Below are 17315 nucleotides of genomic sequence, written 5' to 3' on the forward strand. Positions count from 1 at the left end.
AAAACTTTTTCAGCAGACCCCTATCTAGGACAGTCAGCTGAAAATTCCCGCAACCTTCCTAGCCACCGATGAGAGCGATCGCTAAAGATGATATTCTTTATATTCACCATGAGGATGTGCCGGTTTACAAAAAAGGCGGTTCAGTGGTGAGAAATAGTTATTTTTGGGCGCTAAAATCGATCGCCTGTGGAGCGCGTCGGGGACAGGATTGGGAGTTCGATGCGGAGGTGTGGGTGGCGCTGGTGCGGATGTTGCTCTGTTTTGCCAATTCTGGCTATTTGGGGGATGGTGAGACAATTTTAGAGTTTACTGTCGATTCTCCTATTCCCGAACCTTTGCGGGGGATATCTACTTACTTATAGCCTCGCTGAGATAGTTAGCGGTGGATTCCACCAGGGGAATAGTATTTTCGTATAACATTCGCGTCGGTCCGATAATGCCAACACTACCGACGGGAGTATCTCCCTGTTTATAAAAAGCGGAGATAAGAGTACAAGGGCGCATGGATTCCAGAGGATTTTCGGAACCAATAGTGATTTTGACTTTTTTAGCTGATTTTTCCGGTTCTGGTCTTTGTAAAATCAGGGGTAAAAGGCGATCCTGTTCTGCTTCCAATAGATGCAGTAACATTTGTACTTGTTGCCATTGGGCGAATTCTGGCTGTCGAATGACTTCAGCGACACCATGGACGATAATCTCCGGGGTGGCAGTGGATTGGAGACTAGCGCCGATTTCTTGGCTTAATTGTTGGAGAAAATGGGTATAACGGGCAAATTCTCGCTCGATTTGCCGCCAATCGAGGTTAATTAAATCTGCCAAGCAATAACCTTTTAATTTTTCCCCGAGAAAATTAGAGAGGATTTGTAATTCTTCTGCTAATCCATCCTTCTTGTCCGTTGCCATAGACTCAGGAATTTCTATCATAACCGAGCGTGTTTGTAAACTATCTGTAACAATAATTAACATTATCTGCTTGGCTGAGACAGGGATTAATTGCAGATGACGCAGGGTATTGGTGAGGGTGTGGGGAAGAGTAACGATAGCGATATAACCGCTTAAACCGGCTAAAAGTTGGGTGGCCCGTTGCAGCAGACTTTCGAGACTCCAAGCGGGAGATTTAGCATTTTGATGCAGATAATAGCCGATTTTTTCGCCGATACGGTCATCGGGAGTCATCAACTCATCGACGTAGAGACGATAACCCCAATCGGAGGGAATGCGTCCGGAGGAAGTGTGGGGTTGATAGAGTAAACCTTCTTTTTCCAGTTTACCCAGAGCATTGCGAATCGTGGCGGAACTAACAGTAAACTTGTACTCATCGAGTAGAGTTTTCGAGCCAACCGGTTCGGCCGTGGCGATATAATGTTGGATTGTCGCCTTTAAGATATGTTGATAGCGATCGCTGAGATGGGTTCTAGCGGACATAGGGGAATAATCTTAAGATAAAGATTTATAACATTTTTTTAGACAGTATAACGCTTAATCAGTTATCAGTTATCAGTAATCCATGGTGAGAAAGGGGATAGTTTGCCTCTCTCTTTTCCCGATGGTGGCCATGAAAATTAGTAACGGGGAATATTAGGGTCGACGAGGAGGGAATAAGCATCGATGCCACCGTTAATATTCTTAACATTAGTAAAACCCTGACTTTGTAGCCATTGGCACATTTGCAGGGATCTCATGCCATGGTGACAGATAACGAGGGTTTCTGCTTGGGGGTTGAATTGGCTGGCAATAGTGGGCGACCATTCTTGGTATTGACTCAAGGGTAAAATGGTAAAATTGGCTACAGATGCCATGGCAACTTCCTCTGGTTCGCGCACATCAATAAGTTGTAAATTAGGATCATGATCGGCTAAACGGAGAGCGAGTTCATGGACGCTAATTTCGGTAATGCTCATAGATTTGGTTTTAAGAATCGGTTATCTTTCCTTTAGAGTAGCAAATCGGGGGACCCTGAGCGGTTAGGGACTTGCGTAGGAATAATATCCCAGCCAAGTGGGGGGATTTGGTCAGTGCCAGAGCGGGGGGGGTGATATGATGGGGAAAGGGCAGGTATTGAAGAGATTGATGCTTTTTAGTACGCCGATTAATCGACCAGCTGAATTTTGATGAATATTGAACAAGCCGTTATCGAAAACTTGCGAAAACTTCCTTTAGAAAAACAACAAGAAGTCTTAAACTTCAGCCAATTTCTAACTCAGATAACTTCGCCAAAAATTGAAGAGATGACCTCCCAAGAAAAAGCAGAAGATTGGCTAAAATTTCTGGAAAGTCAACCCAAGGATACCCCCGGATTACCCGATGAAGCATTAGGGCGTGAAACTATCTATGACTAATGGCTAAATATCTATTTGATACTAATATTTTACTGAGGCTGAGTGACCGAATTTCCGCTAATTATGCCTTGTACTGTATTCTCCCCACTTCCCCACCTCCCCACTTCCCCACTTCCCCACTTCCCCACTCCCTAGCTTATGATTCCCCTACAATTAACCCTAAAAAATTTTCTCAGTTATCGCGAGGCAGTGCTAGATTTTCGCGGATTACATACTGCCTGTATTTGTGGTGCCAATGGTGCGGGAAAATCCTCTTTACTCGAAGCAATTACTTGGGCAATTTGGGGAGAAAGTCGCGTCTCGATTGGTGATGATGTGATTCATGCGGGCAGCGATTATGCGCGGGTAGATTTTGAGTTTAGTTATGGGGGAGAAATCTATAAAATTATCCGTAGTCGTCACCGGGGAGGGAAAGCTTCTGGTTTAGATTTTCAGGTGATTAATGATCAGAGTTTTCGTCCTTTATCGGGTAAAAGTATTAAAGATACTCAAGCACAGATTAATACTTATCTGAAAATAGACCATAAAACTTTCATTAATTCTGCTTATTTACGACAGGGACAAGCGGACGAGTTTATGAAACAGCCTCCCAGTGGTCGTAAACAGATTTTAGCAGAATTATTACAACTCGATCGCTATGAAATTTTAGCAAATAAAGCCAAGGATATATCGAAACAATTTGATGGACAGTCCCTCCAGATCGAGCAGCAAGTAGAAACTATCAAACTCCGTCTTCAGGAGAAAAATTCTTATCAAGAACACCTGCAAGAGTTAAGCAGCCAAATTAACCAAATTAATCAAGAACAAGAGGTAAATAATCGGCGTTTACAGCAACTACAGGGGGAAGAAAATCAGCGTCAGAATTGGGAAAAACAGCTGCAGTGGCAAAGAGAACAGGAGCGAGCTTTATTAGCAGAAATCGAGAGATTAGACAGGGAAAAAGTTAGTCTAGACAATCAATTAAATCAAATAAGGACTATTCTTCATCGCAAAAATGACATTATTACTGCACACGAGCGCCTAATCAATTTAGACAAGAAAGAGGCCAGTTTGTCAAGTCAATTGCAAGCTTGGCAACAGGCCCAGTATGATAAACAACAATTAGAACAGAAATTACAGCAAAAAATTAACGAATTTACCCTTCCCATCCAACAAACGAGCGCTCGTTTAGAAGAATTGGGAAGACAGGAACAAGAAACTCAAAAAATTATCGAGCAAGCGGGGGATATTCAAGCAGGATTAGAGAAATTAAATTATCATCGTCAACGTCTTCAGGAATTGGATAGATTAGCTTTAAAATATGCTCCTTTAAATAGCCGAAAAGCTGATCTAAATATGCAGTTGGAACGGGAAAAAGCTAAGATCAATGCTCGTCGGGAACAACTGCAAAGAAATCGGCAACAATTAGAGACAGAAATCGCTCGTATTCCTCTACTAAGAGAGGAAGCTCTCAATTTAGCCAAACGAATTAAGGAACTAGATAAAAAACAAACCTATTGTGAACGAGTTGAAGAAAAGGAAACTCTTAAACAAGTGGATAAAAAAAGTTTATTGGATCAACAGAAAAGATATGAAGAACAACTTTTAGAGTTAACTGATAAATTGGAAAAATTAAATATTCCCGATTCGGTTTGTCCTTTGTGTGAACAGAATTTAGACAGTCATCACCGTCATCAAGTAATCAGGAAAACCCATCAACATCAAGAACACATTCAAGAGCAAATCTGGTCCCTACAGGAACGGATGGCAGACTGCGATCGAGATTTAAAACGTTTAGGGGAGGAATTAGCCCAAATTAAACAAGAATTGCCAGCAAGATCGAATCTACAACAAAAATATGTGCAGTTGGAAGTCAAGTTAGAAACTATTGAAGAAAAGGAAATAGAACTAGAGAAAACCGAGGAGATACTTGTCGAGTTAGAAGCACTTTTAAGCAGTGGCAATTATGCCCTAGAATTACAGCAAGAATTACAAATTGTCAATCAAGAAATCGCCTTTTTAAACTATGATGAACAAAGTCATGCTTTAGTCAGAGGAGAAGAAAAAAGATGGCGTTGGGCAGAAATTCAAGAATCAGAACTTAAGCAAGCAAACCGTCGTTTAGCTAATATCAAGGCCGAGAAACCTAATTTAATTAATCAATTAGCTAGACTAGAACAAGAGAAGCAAGAACTAGGTCAAAACTCCCCACTTAAACAGGAAGTTGAACGCTTAGAAAAGTTTATTCAAAACTTAAATTATGATCGCAGTGAACATCAGAATATTCAAAATCTGATCCGACAATTACAGGGGGTAAGATTACAGTATCAAGATTGGCAACAAGCAGAAAAAAATTATCCAGAAATAGCTGCTAAAATTGCTGACATTGAGCAAAGATTACAGCTGCGAAATCAGGATCGCCAGAAGATAAATCAGGAGTTAGCAAATATTAGTCAAAAGATTGGTACTTTGACCGACTATCGCCAAGAAATAGCCGCATTATCGACTAATATTCAACAGCGAAGACAGATAATTGATGGATTGCTCTCCCAAAAAGGTCGGGTTGAGGAGAAGTTACATCAACTAGAAACTTTAGGTAAACAACTGACAGAAAAAGAGGGCGATTTAGCTAAAGTTAAAAAACAATATACAGTTTATAAAGAGTTAGCCATAGCTTTTGGCAAAAATGGTTTACAAACTCTGATGATTGAGAATATTTTACCTGAGTTAGAAGCCCAAACTAATCATATCTTAGCTCGCTTAACTGGTAATCAATTTCATGTGCAGTTTTTAACCCAAAAAAGCGGTAAAGGTACGAAGAAACAGCGACAAAAGTTAATCGATACTTTAGATATTATTATTGGCGATACCCGGGGCTCTCGTCCCTACGAAACCTATTCAGGAGGAGAAGCTTTTCGGATTAATTTCTCGATTCGATTAGCTTTAGCGAGATTATTGGCACAAAGAGCCGGAACAGCCCTACAAATGCTCATTGTTGACGAAGGATTCGGAACTCAGGATGCGGAAGGATGCGATCGCTTAATTGCGGCAATTAACGCTATATCCGCTGATTTTGCCTGTATTTTGACTGTAACTCATATGCCCCAATTTAAAGAAGCTTTTCAACATCGCATCGAAGTCCGCAAAACCGAACAGGGTTCTCAATTAATGTTATTATCCTAGGAAAAATATTGATGTAAAGATGGAAAAGATTACGATCACAGTCAAACTATTTGCTATTTATCAAGAAGTCTATCAAACTTCACAATTAAACCTCGAATTTCCTGCCCACACTTCCGTTACAGAAGTGTTACACTATATTATAGCCCCCTATCCTCAATTAGAAAGATGGCGCGATGTTACTCGTTTTGGAGTTAATCTTCAGTTTGTTTCGGGAGAGAAAATCCTTGAAAATGGCGATGAGATAGTTTTAATTCCCCCCGTTAGTGGTGGCTAAATGGGGTTTGCTGAAAAAGTACGGGCGAAGCATTCGGATAGAAAATCTACGGTTTCACCGATAGGTTATTGTCCGAATGCTTCGCCCCTACAGGACGCGGGCTGATGAAGACGCAAGGTTTTGAAGCACGATTCTCTCAAAATCTTGCACCTGTTTCGCTCGTAAAGCCACAAAACCCTTACCTTGCCTACATTTCACATTTATTCAGCAAGCCCTAAATGGAGATAGGGAAAATCACAAAAACTGCCACCTTTTTTACTTTTTCCTTGATATCCCGTGTCTAGCTGGCAAATTCCCCCATCGGTAGAGCTTCCCCAAGAGTTTTTAAAAATAGTCCAAGACTACACCCCAGAGTCGGATGGCAGCGTCGTGGCACAAATATTATGGCATCGCGGTGTCCGGGATATGGCGACTCTGGGGACGTTTCTGGATGAGAAAGCTTATCAGTCAAAAACTCCCTTTGATTTTGGGCAAGAAATGAACTTTGCCGTCAAAAGACTGGAAAAAGCCCTAAATAAAGGTGAAAAAGTGAGTATTTGGGGGGATTTCGATGCCGATGGTGTCACCGCTACCAGTGTACTCTGGGAAGGATTGGGACAGTTTTTCCCACCCTATCAACAGTTAGATTATTACATACCCGATCGCCAAAAAGAATCCCACGGCCTCAATTGTCCTGGTATCGAGAAACTAGCGCATCAAGGAACCAGTTTAATCGTCACCTGTGACACGGGAAGCACGAATATCGCCGAAATTGACTATGCAAACAGTCTAGGTATCGATATTATCATCACCGATCATCATACCCTACCCGACGAGCGCCCCGAGGTGATTGCCCTGATTAATCCCCGCTACTTTGTGGAAACCCATCCTTTCTATCATCTTTCTGGGGTTGCCGTTGCTTATAAATTAGTGGAAGCGATGTATTTAACCCTGGCAGATATTCCCAGAAAACCCCTAGAAAATTTACTGGATTTAGTTGCGATTGGTTTAATTGCCGATTTAGTCAAATTGACGGGAGAATGTCGTTATTTAGCCCAAAAAGGTCTTAAAAAACTGCAAAACACTCAGCGTTTGGGAGTTAAAAAATTACTGGATTTATGTAACAAAACCGGAGATAGACCGATGGATATATCCTTCGGTATTGGACCGCGCATTAATGCCGTCAGTCGCATTTATGGCGATGCCAGATTTTGTGTAGAATTACTTACCAGTGAAGATGAAAAACGTTGTCACGAATTAGCTGAACAAGCGGAATTGGCCAATATTCGTCGCCAAGAAATCCAACGGGATATTATTAAACAAGTTCAGAAAAAACTAGAAAGAATTGATCTTTCCACCACTAATGTAATTATTTTAGATGATCCCCAATGGCTGGCGGGAATTTTAGGATTAGTTGCGGGACAAATTGCCCAAGAATACCAGCGACCAACAATTTTATTAAGTACCAGTGAGCCACCTTTTGCTAAGGGTTCCGCTCGGTCAATTCGTGATATCGATCTCTATCAATTAGTATCCTCTCAATCCCATCTTTTACATCGTTTTGGTGGTCATCCTTTGGCCGCAGGTTTAAGTTTAACTATAGAAAATTTACCGCTATTTATTGAGGGAATTAATCAACAATTGCGACGCACAGGAATTGATTTAACTTCCCTTTCTTCCGAGATAGAAGTGGCTGCGGTGGTGACGGTTTCCCAATTGGGAAAAAGTCTATTTAGAGAATTAAAATTACTGGAACCCTGCGGGATGGGTAATCCGACACCGAAGCTATTAATTCAAAATTGTTATTTTCACAATCTTTGGCATAAAAATCTTGAAGATTTCAAAGGCAGAAAAATCGCTTATCCCCGGACAACTTTTGAGATCTGGGATAGTTCAATCGAGCAGGGATTCCCCGGTATGTGGTGGGGTCATCACAAAGACGAAATTGCTGCCGATACCCGTTATGATGCCGTAGTCGAATTAGATTTTAATACCTACAAAAATCGCTATGAAGTGCGCTTAATTGCCCTGCATCCCTATCAACAAGAATCCCTAACCTATAGCGATAAAAAAGATTTTTTAATCGACAATCGCCATCGAGAAATTAATCGAGAAGTTAGCCAATTAAATCCCCTTTTTCTCTGGGAATGTCCCCGGGATTGGACAAAACTTTCCCGGGAATATCAACAGGCAATTTTACGCGATAAAAAGTTAGTTCTTGCCTATGGTAGTCCTTTGAAAAAATCCGCTCACACTACATGGATAAACCTTGTCGGGATCGGGAAATATTTAGCTAGAACTAAAACCAGTATTTCCCGTCAACAATTACAAAACCGCTTAAACCTCAGTTATCATACCCTAGAATTAGGATTAATTTCCCTAGCAGAAAATGGCTTTAAAGTCAAGAAAAATCAAGAAAATTTATCCTTTGAATTAGTCAATCATGAGGCAAAAATTAATAAGATTGAGCAATTTCTAGAAGCGGTAGCTCTAGAGAACTTTCTCCAGCAATACTTTGCTACTGTTCCCCTAGAAATACTGCAAGCAATTCTTAATCATGAAGACTCGATCGATTTCTAGTTATAACCCTTATTTACTGATTACTGATTACTGATTACTGACTCCTAAATCCCTATCACCCTATCACCCTATCTCCTGACGACCGACTCCTGACTCCTGATTACTGGTCACTGATTACTCCTTGACCGAAGAATTTCGGGGGTTTTGCCAGGGTATAAACTTCCGTATTTTGTGCGATTGCTTGACGAATATAGAGAGGAGTTTGTAACATTCCTAGTAAACTCATGCCATCAATTAAACGTAATCCTCCCGTAGTTGTATCGCTGATTAATTCATCTACCACGTCCGGATCGGGACGAGTATTTAAAGGATGATTAGCACAGAGAGTAAAACCCCAAGGGGAACCATAACTAGGAGTGGGAGCGCAATAGGAATGAACGTAGGGAAAAACTGCTTTTAAAGTATTCACCAAACGCGCATGATACATCACCGAAGGAGGAGAAACCGGGCCAGATTGGACAACAACAATGCCATTTGCTGCCAAAACTCTTTGTAGTTTTTCAAAGTATTCTTTCGTGAATAGGGGGAAAGAAGGACCCTCTTCGATGGGATCAACCAGATCGGAGATAATAATATCCCATCGATCGTTAGTGGTGTCTAAAACTTCTAAAGCATCAGCGACAACTAACTCAAAACGAGGATCATCAAAAGTGCCTTGGTGCATTTCGGGAAGATGTTCCTTACAAGCTGCCACCACATCCCCATCGATATCGATCATCATCACTTTTTCGATGGTTTTCCAACGCAATAACTCCCGCGTTGTCGCACCTTCACCACCTCCCAGAATTAAAGCAGTTTTTGGTTCTTGGTGGGCCATCATTGCCGGTTGCACTAATGCTTCATGATAAATAAATTCATCCCCCGTACAAGATTGCCATTTGCCATCCAGTACCAAGGCTTTTCCATAGGCCCCCGATTCAACAATATACATCTCCTGAAAAGCGGTTTTTTTGTAGGCTAAAATCCTGGAAACCCCATGACTATAAATGTCCCAGGGGGTAATATATTCGTTAACCCATAGATCCGCTTTTAGTTCACTTCCTGCCATAACTAATCCTCCTTGGGGTGAAAAAGGCACGATCTACTATTATACGACAATTGACAAAATTCGATCGATAACCTGAAATGATCTCCCGGTCATCCCGAAGCTGTCGATAATCGATCGCTGAAAAACGGTAAGCTAGAAAAGATTAGCGAACAGTAAACTTCTAGCCACTAACCTATGACTAAAAACGAGACTACCGAGAAAAAGATTTTTCTCCTAGATTTTGAGAAACCCCTCTACGAATTAGAATCCCGCATCGAACAGATTAAAGAATTAGCCCAAGAAAATAGCGTAGATGTCTCGGAACAAATTAGTCAACTAGACGAACGAGCTAATCAATTACGTCGTGAAATTTTTAGCAATCTCACCCCTTCCCAAAGGCTACAATTAGCCCGTCATCCCCGGCGCCCCAGTACCCTAGACTATATTCAAGCAATCACCGATGAATGGTTCGAGTTACACGGTGATCGCAGTGGTTACGACGATCCTGCCCTTGTGGGTGGTGTTGCCCGTTTTAACGGTCGTCCCGTGGTGATTATCGGGCATCAAAAAGGCCGGGATACTAAGGATAATGTGGCTAGAAATTTCGGCATGGCTGCCCCCGGTGGTTATCGTAAAGCCATGCGTTTAATGGAACACGCCCATCAGTTTAATCAGCCAATTTTAACCTTTATTGATACCCCCGGCGCCTGGGCGGGGGTGGAAGCGGAAAAATTAGGTCAAGGGGAAGCGATCGCCTATAACCTCCGGGAGATGTTCCGTTTAGATGTACCGATCATTTGTACTGTTATTGGCGAAGGTGGTTCGGGCGGTGCTTTGGGCATTGGTGTCGGCGATCGCCTATTAATGTTAGAGCATTCTGTCTATACCGTGGCGACTCCCGAAGCTTGTGCCGCCATTCTCTGGAAAGATGCCAAAAAATCCGATAAAGCAGCAGTTGCCCTCAAAATTACCTCAAAAGATTTAAAAGAGTTAAATATTATCGATCAGATCGTTCCTGAACCCTCCAGAGGGGCCCATGCTGATCCGATTAGAGCGGCAGCCAATTTAAAAGCCGCTATTAGTGAAAATTTAGAGGCTTTATCTTTGTTAACTCCCCAACAACGGCGCGAATCTCGTTATCAAAAATTCCGCAATTTAGGCGTATTTTTAGAAGCTACAGCTTAATCAGTGAGCAGTGAGCAGTTATCAGATGTGAGTTTTCAGTGATTAGTTTGTTTTGTAGATTTGGAAGATTTCAGCTTCAGTTTAAGGGTTGCATCGACAAAGCTATAATATTGATGGCAGGTTCAAAGACACACCAGATGAAACGGGACGAGGTGCTGGCAATTCTAGAGGCACACCGAGAACAGTTACAAAAACTAGGGGTGAAATCTTTGTCTTTATTTGGTTCAGTGGCCAGGGATGAAGCTGATGCCGATAGTGATGTAGATTTGTTAGTAGAATTCGATCGACAAGGTGGTTTTTTTCAACTTCTGCAAGTACAGTATTATTTAGAAGATATTCTGGGATGCTCTGTGGATTTAGGAACTCAGGATGCCTTAAGAGAACATTTACGGGAACCTGTGCTTGAGGATCTGATCAATGCCTTCTAGAGATTGGCGACTTCGCCTTCAAGACATTTTAGAATCTATCAGTGAAATTGAACAGCGAACAAAGGCAATGACGTTTGAGGAATTTGCCAAGAATCAAACAAATATCAAAGCGGTTCTCTATGATTTTATTATTATCGGAGAAGCAACTAGAAATGTACCGAAGGAAATTCAGTCTCGCTATCCTCTTATTCCTTGGCGTTTAATGGCAGGAATGAGAAATGTTGCAACTCACGAATATTTTCAAGTTAATTTAAGTAGGGCTTGCTGAATAATGGTAAAACCCTTTTAAAATAAGACTTTTGACCTGTTAAAATCCGATGTTATACTAAATCCAGTTATTAAAGACGGATTATCTATTACCCCTATTGCCTCTCCTCATAAGTAGCCTATACTAAACGGATTTAGTATTATTCCGATTATTTCCGAGTTATTAGTGGTAAATTAATCTTACCAATTAAAAGGTCCCAAAGCCCGATCGTTGTAATCGCCACCCTCGGCAATAAAATGAATGACCATCGATTTACGGGTTAGCAGGGTATTATTAATCTTCCCACCACCATGAATTAACATTCCGTGCCAGAGAAGAATCTCTCCTTTTTTAGCAGTAAATGATTGACAGTCATAATTCTGAGCGCGCTGGTTAACATAATCTTGGTATTGGGGAATTTGAGCGGCAGTAATATTTTTAAGATTGACGGCGGGATAGTCTGGAAAAAAGTCAGTTACTTTGATATTTTTATGAGATTTAGGATAAAAAATTAGCGGCCCAGCATCGGCGGAAATATCTTCCAAGGCAATCCAAACACCAACTAAATGATTAGCAGGATGAACATAAAAAACTGCCATATCCTCGTGCAGCCCCTGCTCTGTACCGTGCAGGAAGTTGATGGAATATCTCGGTTCGCAGGATTTGCCAATAATTAAATTAACTAAATCTCTCAGATTTTGATTGTCAAAAATTGATCGAGCAGCGGGGGAAATCTCATGAAAGGCATGGAGTCGCCAAATAGAATTAACCAAGGCTTTTCTTTGCTCGATATCTAGGGCTAAAACTTGCTCGTGACTTAAACTCGCCGGTAGATTTTCTGCTTGAATGCCTTCAATTCTTAATCCAGGGATAGCCGATTCTAGGAAAAATAAATCGGCTAATTCCGCTACTAAATTATCGATCGCCGTTGCGGGAATTAAATCTTTGACAATACAATAACCCAATTCTCGCCAATGGTCAAGGAGTTGATATTCTCGTTCGGAAATTCGCCGTTGTTGACGAGCTTTTTGCAGGGATTTTTCGGCTCGCGATCGATCTAACCAGGGTAATTCGGCAGTAGAATTGAAAGACCAGGGAAAATTTTTTAAGATATCGGCAATTTTAAGAATCATGGTGAGTCCATCTTTTCCGAGCTACTTTCGGACTATTCTAATCTATGAGTGTTCGGTCTAGTCTGTCAACAGATATATAGCGTTTTTCAGTCTGCTGAGGTACAAAAGTTATGGGTTTTAGGCACTCATGCAAGAGGCAAAAGGCAAAAGGGAAGAAAAATAGGTGTACCTCACTAGCTTAGGAAACGATATAAATTATCTGAAAAAACCCCCTAGGATGAGTTAGGAGGTTACAGGGAAAAAATTAATCAGGGTTGATGGGATTAACTGGCGCTAACTTCAGAGGGATAAACGCTAACTTGACGGCGACTTTTATCCTTGTATTCAAATTTGACCACACCATCAATTAAAGCGAATAAAGTATCATCGCCACCACGACCGACATTTTTACCCGGGTGAACTTTAGTACCCCGTTGACGGATGAGAATATTTCCCGCTTTTACCACTTGACCACCGTAGCGCTTAACGCCTAGTCTCTGGGAACGAGAATCGCGTCCGTTGCGGGTACTACCCGTACCTTTCTTATGAGCCATAATTTCTCTCCAAATGCTTTTTTGATTCTAAAAGTTATTCTTCTTCATCGCTACTATCTTCTACAACTTCAGCGACGGAGGTAGCAGCAGTGGCGACTAGGGTTTTACCGTTATAATTGATTGAATCAATCATAAAACGGGTAATTTCTTGACGATGACCGCGTTTTTTACGGGTTTTCTTTTTCGGGCGCATTTTATAAACAATAACTTTTTTGCCCCGACGATGTTGTATGACAGTGCCTTCGACGGTGGCCCCTTCGATAAAGGGTTGACCGATGCTAATATCATCCTCATCATGGATTAATAGCACTTTGTCGATGGTATGGGTACTTTGTTCATCGACGGGAAGAAGTTCGATATCGTAATAGCGACCTGGTTCTACCCGAATCTGTTTGCCACCGGTCTCAATAATTGCGTAACTCATGAATTTTCTGCGCTCGTTTTGCCGTACAGGTAGCTGAAAAAAATTCCAGCTTTTGTGCTAATGTCCTCACCTGATCCGAGCAGGAATTGACACAATTTACTATTATCTAATATCTAGGGGGCAATTGTCAAGCTTTTAGCCCACCGATTCGCTATATACTGAAAATAATCTTACGAAAAACTCAATTAAACCGTTATGGAACAGTGGGAAAGCAGAGGACACCTGTTAACCGAACAAATTAACCCAAACAGCCTAAATTTAGACCAATTAAACCCGCTCGAATTGGTGGATCTGTTCAATCGCGAGGATGCCCAAACCCTAAAAGCGATCGCCATGGCCCGGCAAGAATTGGCCCTAGGTATCTCCCTGACCAGTCAAGCTCTGGCTAAAGGTGGCAGACTCTTTTACATTGGGGCGGGAACCAGTGGCCGGCTGGGGGTTTTGGACGCGGCCGAATGTCCCCCCACCTTCTGCACTCCCCCGGAATTGGTACAGGGAATTATTGCCGGTGGAGCGGCGGCGCTGGTGCGTAGTTCCGAAGATTTGGAGGATAAAGCGGAAGATGGGGCGGCGATTATTGCCCAGCGAGAAATTCACGAATTAGACGTGGTAGTGGGGATTACCGCCGGGGGGACAACCCCCTACGTTCATGGGGCTTTACAGGCGGCAAAACAGCGAGGTGCGACGACGATTGCTATTAGTTGTGTCCCCGCCGAACAAGTGGAGATCGCGGTGGATGTGGATATCCGGTTATTGACTGGACCGGAACTTTTGGCCGGCTCCACACGGCTGAAAGCGGGAACGGTGACGAAAATGGCTTTAAATATCCTTTCCACAGGGACAATGGTCATGTTAGGCAAGGTTTACGGCAACCAGATGGTCGATGTGGCAGTTACTAATCATAAACTCCATGACCGCGCCCTGCGGATTATCTGCAACCTTACCGATGTTAGTCGCGAGGAAGCGGCTATTTTACTGGAAAAAAGTGGCCGCCGGGTTAAACTGGCTTTGTTAATGCAGAAAACGGGACTTTCGGCGGCCGCAGGACAAGAATTGTTACAAAAGCATCGGGGTCAATTACGGGCCGCCCTGCAAGCTTATAATCAAATTGATTGATAAAAACCTATTGATTTTGACTTTCCTATGGTTAATATTTCTTCGGAAATTGCTGCGGTCGCTGTTATTTTCCTCGTCGCTGGTGCTATCTTGACTTGGAGTTTTTATCGGGCTAAACCCTACGGCCAACTGGGAATTTTAGCTTGGTTACAATCCTTGGTACTCATAGCTCCTTGGTTAATTTTTTTCTGGCTATTTGCAGCGAGAATTTATCTCAATCTAGCGGTAATTCTCTTTTTACTGGTTGCTTCCACCATTATCTATATTTATTTGGGCAACCGTTTACGCTTACTGAAAACCAATCAGATAATTGAACCGAAAGTTAACCAGGCAGTTAGCCAGTCCGTTACTCCTCTAGAAACCACGGCAGCGGTGACAGTAATTGTACCGGATGTGATGCCAATTCCCGAAGAGGATTTAAAAGTTATTCAGAGTATTTTTGGGATAGATACTTTTTTTGCCACCGAAACTATCTCTTTTCAGGAAGGGGCAATTTTTAAAGGCAATTTACGGGGAGAACCAGATATCGTTCACTCGCGCTTAACCCAGAAATTAAGTGTTCATTTTGGCGACAAATATCGTTTATTTCTGGTGGAAGGAACCGAGGAAAAACCGGTGGTAATTATCCTTCCCAAAACTAATGATCCTAGTCCTGCCACTCTTGCTCAAAAAAATCTCTCTTTAGTTTTGTTAGTAGCCACTATTGTCACCAGCTTAGAAGCGGCGGGAATTTTATTAGGTTTTGATTTGTTTAGTAATTGGCAGAGATATCGAGAAGCAATTCCCCTGAGTTTGGGTTTATGGTCGGTATTAATTGCCCACGAAATCGGTCATCTAATTATCGCTAAACGCCATAATGTTCGTCTCAGTTTACCCTATTTTCTTCCCACTTGGCAGATTGGTTCTTTTGGGGCGATTACTCGTTTTGAATCTTTATTACCTAACCGCAGTGTTCTATTTGATATAGCTTTCGCTGGTCCTGCTTTGGGCGGTTTGGTTTCTTTAATCTTATTAATTATTGGACTGACTTTATCTAATTCGGCCAGCCTTTTTCAAATCCCTAGTAACTTTTTCCAAAGTTCAATTTTAGTGAGTTTTTTAGCGCGGATAGTTTTGGGCGACGAGTTACAAAATGCTGTTATATCCGTGCATCCTTTAACTGTTATCGGTTGGTTAGGATTGGTGATTACCGCCCTTAATTTACTGCCTGCTGGACAGTTAGATGGTGGCAGAATTGTTCAGGCTATTTATGGTCGCAAAATTGCCCGCCGCACCACTGTGGCTACTTTGGTTATTTTGGGCATTATTTCCTTAGTTAATCCCAGTAATCCGATTCCTCTCTATTGGACAATTTTAGTCGCTTTTTTACAAAGAGAGTTGGAAAGACCGAGTTTAAACGAGTTAACCGAACCCGATGACACCCGCGCCGGTTGGGGTTTATTACTACTCTTTTTAATGTTGGCGACTCTGATTCCTTTAAGCCCTAGTTTAGCGGGACGGTTAGGCATCGGTGGCTAAATACTTCCCCGAAATTCTTGCCATTGATTGCCGTCAAAAAAAAGCTTGACAAAAACTCAAGTCTTGACTTATAATTTTCTTATAATGGGAATCCGTGTCCGCCTATAGACCCCTGATTTTTCCGTAAAATATAGCCTCCAGCATTTACCCCTGAAGATTTAACTTTTGGAGTTGCTTAAATGTCTAACGAAACTGTCACTTATTCCCTAGAAGCTGTCCTGACAAGGATTGAGGGGAAAATCGACTCTCTGGAAAAACGTATTGATGAGAAAATCGACTCTCTGGAAAAACGTATTGACGAGAAAATCGACTCTCTGGAAAAACGTATTGATGAGAGATTTGACAAGGTAGAAGACCGGTTAACTAAAGTAGAAATAGGACAGGCCGAACTCAAGGGAGAAATCAAAGCTCTGGATGAACGAGTAAGCACAAAAATCGAGGGATTAACTGCAAGGGTTGCCTATCAGGAATTCACCAATCGAGGAATTCTGATAGCATTGGTAGTCGCTATTTTAGGAGGTGCCGCTAAACTTTTTGGTTTTTTCCCTAATCCTTAGAAGTTGCCGGTAGCCGTACCTAGTAGATAGGCTCTTCCCCAAAATTTTTCGCTCATTACCCCGATCATTCGTTAGAATAGATTCAGAATTTAAGGATAAAATCTCATCTATGAATCCCGTTGTTTTGGTGCATGGTTTTCTGGACACTACTGCTGTTTTTAAACCGATGAGCGAGTATTTAAACTATCATGGTTGGCAGGTGCATAGTTTTAATCTAATTCCCAATCATGGTTACAAAAAGTTAGAAGTTTTAGCTGGTCAGGTGGAGAATTATATCGAGAAAAACTTTGCTAAAGAGCAGAAAGTAGATCTGATTGGGTTTAGTATGGGAGGATTAATTACCCGCTACTACCTGCAAAGATTGGGAGGAGTGGAAAGAGTGCAACGTTACCTAAATATTTCTGCTCCGAATCGAGGCACGTTAACCGCGTATAGTTTACCCTTAGATGGGATTAGACAAATGCAGCCCGGGAGTCAATTTCTAGAGGATTTAAATCAAGATTGTCAACAAATTTTAAATAAAATTAAAACCACAATTATCTGGACTCCCTACGATTTAATGATATTTCCTGCCCATAGTTCCCGTTTATCGGTGGGCAAAGAAATTTCCATTCCGGTATTGCTCCATGCTTGGATGGTCAAAGATAGCAAAGTTTTAACAACAATTAAAGAGACTTTACTAGAATAGAAATACTGGTTCTCTCCAATACCCGAACAAGGTCAAAATATCACCAACAAAAAAGTTAATTATCATCAAAAAAGCTTGACTTATGGTTATAATTGTGCTAATTCAAAAATGAAACGCATCAGCGG

18 protein-coding genes are annotated in these 17315 nt (G+C 41.7%); 12 read left to right on the forward strand and 6 right to left on the reverse strand.

Annotated elements, in window-relative coordinates; genetic code table 11:
• Window positions 1-68 precede the first annotated feature (68 nt).
• On the forward strand, window positions 69-362 hold the full coding sequence (locus IM500_RS06145; RefSeq protein WP_072927475.1) for a hypothetical protein: 294 nt from the start codon (window positions 69-71) through the stop codon (window positions 360-362).
• Here the strand turns inward: IM500_RS06145 and hrcA are convergent.
• Both hrcA and IM500_RS06155 read right to left on the reverse strand, forming a co-directional pair.
• Entirely contained in the window at window positions 349-1425 is a 1077-nt protein-coding gene (hrcA, locus tag IM500_RS06150) for a heat-inducible transcriptional repressor HrcA (protein ID WP_287628919.1), read from the reverse strand. The genes IM500_RS06145 and hrcA overlap by 14 nt on opposite strands.
• 137 nt (window positions 1426-1562) lie before the next feature.
• Window positions 1563-1901: a rhodanese-like domain-containing protein gene (locus tag IM500_RS06155; RefSeq protein WP_190722022.1), complete on the reverse strand. Its 339-nt coding sequence runs from the start codon at window positions 1899-1901 to the stop codon at window positions 1563-1565.
• Window positions 1902-2111: 210 nt separating this feature from the next.
• Between IM500_RS06155 and IM500_RS06160 the strand changes: the two genes are divergently transcribed.
• The 4 genes from IM500_RS06160 to recJ all read left to right on the forward strand — a co-directional run bounded on the left by IM500_RS06160 (window position 2112) and on the right by recJ (window position 8334).
• Entirely contained in the window at window positions 2112-2339 is a 228-nt protein-coding gene (locus tag IM500_RS06160) for a hypothetical protein (RefSeq protein WP_004163204.1), read from the forward strand.
• A gap of 138 nt (window positions 2340-2477) precedes the next feature.
• Entirely contained in the window at window positions 2478-5501 is a 3024-nt protein-coding gene (gene sbcC / locus IM500_RS06165; protein ID WP_287737979.1) for an exonuclease subunit SbcC, read from the forward strand.
• 19 nt (window positions 5502-5520) lie between these two features.
• Complete coding sequence (locus IM500_RS06170) at window positions 5521-5775, forward strand: MoaD/ThiS family protein (protein WP_190722026.1); 255 nt, start codon at window positions 5521-5523, stop codon at window positions 5773-5775.
• A 276-nt stretch (window positions 5776-6051) separates the two neighbouring features.
• Window positions 6052-8334 carry a single-stranded-DNA-specific exonuclease RecJ gene (gene recJ, locus IM500_RS06175; RefSeq protein ID WP_287737980.1) on the forward strand — a complete coding sequence of 761 codons (2283 nt, stop codon included), beginning with the start codon at window positions 6052-6054 and terminating at the stop codon, window positions 8332-8334.
• Between the two features lie 100 nt (window positions 8335-8434).
• Here recJ and IM500_RS06180 read toward each other — a convergent pair whose 3' ends face one another.
• On the reverse strand, window positions 8435-9382 hold the full coding sequence (locus tag IM500_RS06180; protein WP_190722031.1) for a fused MFS/spermidine synthase: 948 nt from the start codon (window positions 9380-9382) through the stop codon (window positions 8435-8437).
• A gap of 174 nt (window positions 9383-9556) precedes the next feature.
• Between IM500_RS06180 and accA the strand changes: the two genes are divergently transcribed.
• The 3 genes from accA to IM500_RS06195 all read left to right on the forward strand — a co-directional run bounded on the left by accA (window position 9557) and on the right by IM500_RS06195 (window position 11242).
• On the forward strand, window positions 9557-10546 hold the full coding sequence (accA, locus tag IM500_RS06185) for an acetyl-CoA carboxylase carboxyl transferase subunit alpha (RefSeq protein WP_190722033.1): 990 nt from the start codon (window positions 9557-9559) through the stop codon (window positions 10544-10546).
• A gap of 137 nt (window positions 10547-10683) precedes the next feature.
• Complete coding sequence (locus IM500_RS06190) at window positions 10684-10974, forward strand: nucleotidyltransferase family protein (protein WP_002736589.1); 291 nt, start codon at window positions 10684-10686, stop codon at window positions 10972-10974.
• On the forward strand, window positions 10964-11242 hold the full coding sequence (locus tag IM500_RS06195) for a HepT-like ribonuclease domain-containing protein (RefSeq protein ID WP_012264355.1): 279 nt from the start codon (window positions 10964-10966) through the stop codon (window positions 11240-11242). The genes IM500_RS06190 and IM500_RS06195 overlap by 11 nt, the downstream gene beginning before the upstream one ends.
• A 179-nt stretch (window positions 11243-11421) precedes the next feature.
• Here IM500_RS06195 and IM500_RS06200 read toward each other — a convergent pair whose 3' ends face one another.
• The 3 genes from IM500_RS06200 to rplU all read right to left on the reverse strand — a co-directional run bounded on the left by IM500_RS06200 (window position 11422) and on the right by rplU (window position 13311).
• Entirely contained in the window at window positions 11422-12354 is a 933-nt protein-coding gene (locus IM500_RS06200; RefSeq protein ID WP_287737981.1) for a phytanoyl-CoA dioxygenase family protein, read from the reverse strand.
• Window positions 12355-12617: 263 nt separating this feature from the next.
• Complete coding sequence (rpmA, locus tag IM500_RS06205; RefSeq protein WP_002760283.1) at window positions 12618-12887, reverse strand: 50S ribosomal protein L27; 270 nt, start codon at window positions 12885-12887, stop codon at window positions 12618-12620.
• 34 nt (window positions 12888-12921) lie between these two features.
• Complete coding sequence (gene rplU, locus IM500_RS06210; RefSeq protein ID WP_008196982.1) at window positions 12922-13311, reverse strand: 50S ribosomal protein L21; 390 nt, start codon at window positions 13309-13311, stop codon at window positions 12922-12924.
• 195 nt (window positions 13312-13506) lie between these two features.
• On the opposite strand from rplU, the gene murQ reads away from it, so the two are divergent.
• From murQ to IM500_RS06230, 4 genes are all read left to right on the forward strand, one after another.
• Entirely contained in the window at window positions 13507-14427 is a 921-nt protein-coding gene (gene murQ, locus IM500_RS06215; RefSeq protein ID WP_287737982.1) for an N-acetylmuramic acid 6-phosphate etherase, read from the forward strand.
• Between the two features lie 27 nt (window positions 14428-14454).
• Window positions 14455-15945 (forward strand): site-2 protease family protein, encoded by a 1491-nt coding sequence (locus IM500_RS06220; RefSeq protein WP_287737983.1) that lies wholly within the window; start codon window positions 14455-14457, stop codon window positions 15943-15945.
• Window positions 15946-16124: 179 nt separating this feature from the next.
• A complete protein-coding gene (locus IM500_RS06225; RefSeq protein WP_287628910.1) occupies window positions 16125-16502 on the forward strand; it encodes a DUF4164 domain-containing protein in 378 nt (125 codons plus the stop codon).
• 109 nt (window positions 16503-16611) lie between these two features.
• Window positions 16612-17190: an esterase/lipase family protein gene (locus tag IM500_RS06230; protein WP_004163225.1), complete on the forward strand. Its 579-nt coding sequence runs from the start codon at window positions 16612-16614 to the stop codon at window positions 17188-17190.
• The last annotated feature ends 125 nt before the right edge of the window (window positions 17191-17315 follow it).

Origin of the sequence: Microcystis sp. M179S2 (assembly GCF_020245805.1) — a bacterium.
Lineage (GTDB): Bacteria > Cyanobacteriota > Cyanobacteriia > Cyanobacteriales > Microcystaceae > Microcystis > Microcystis aeruginosa.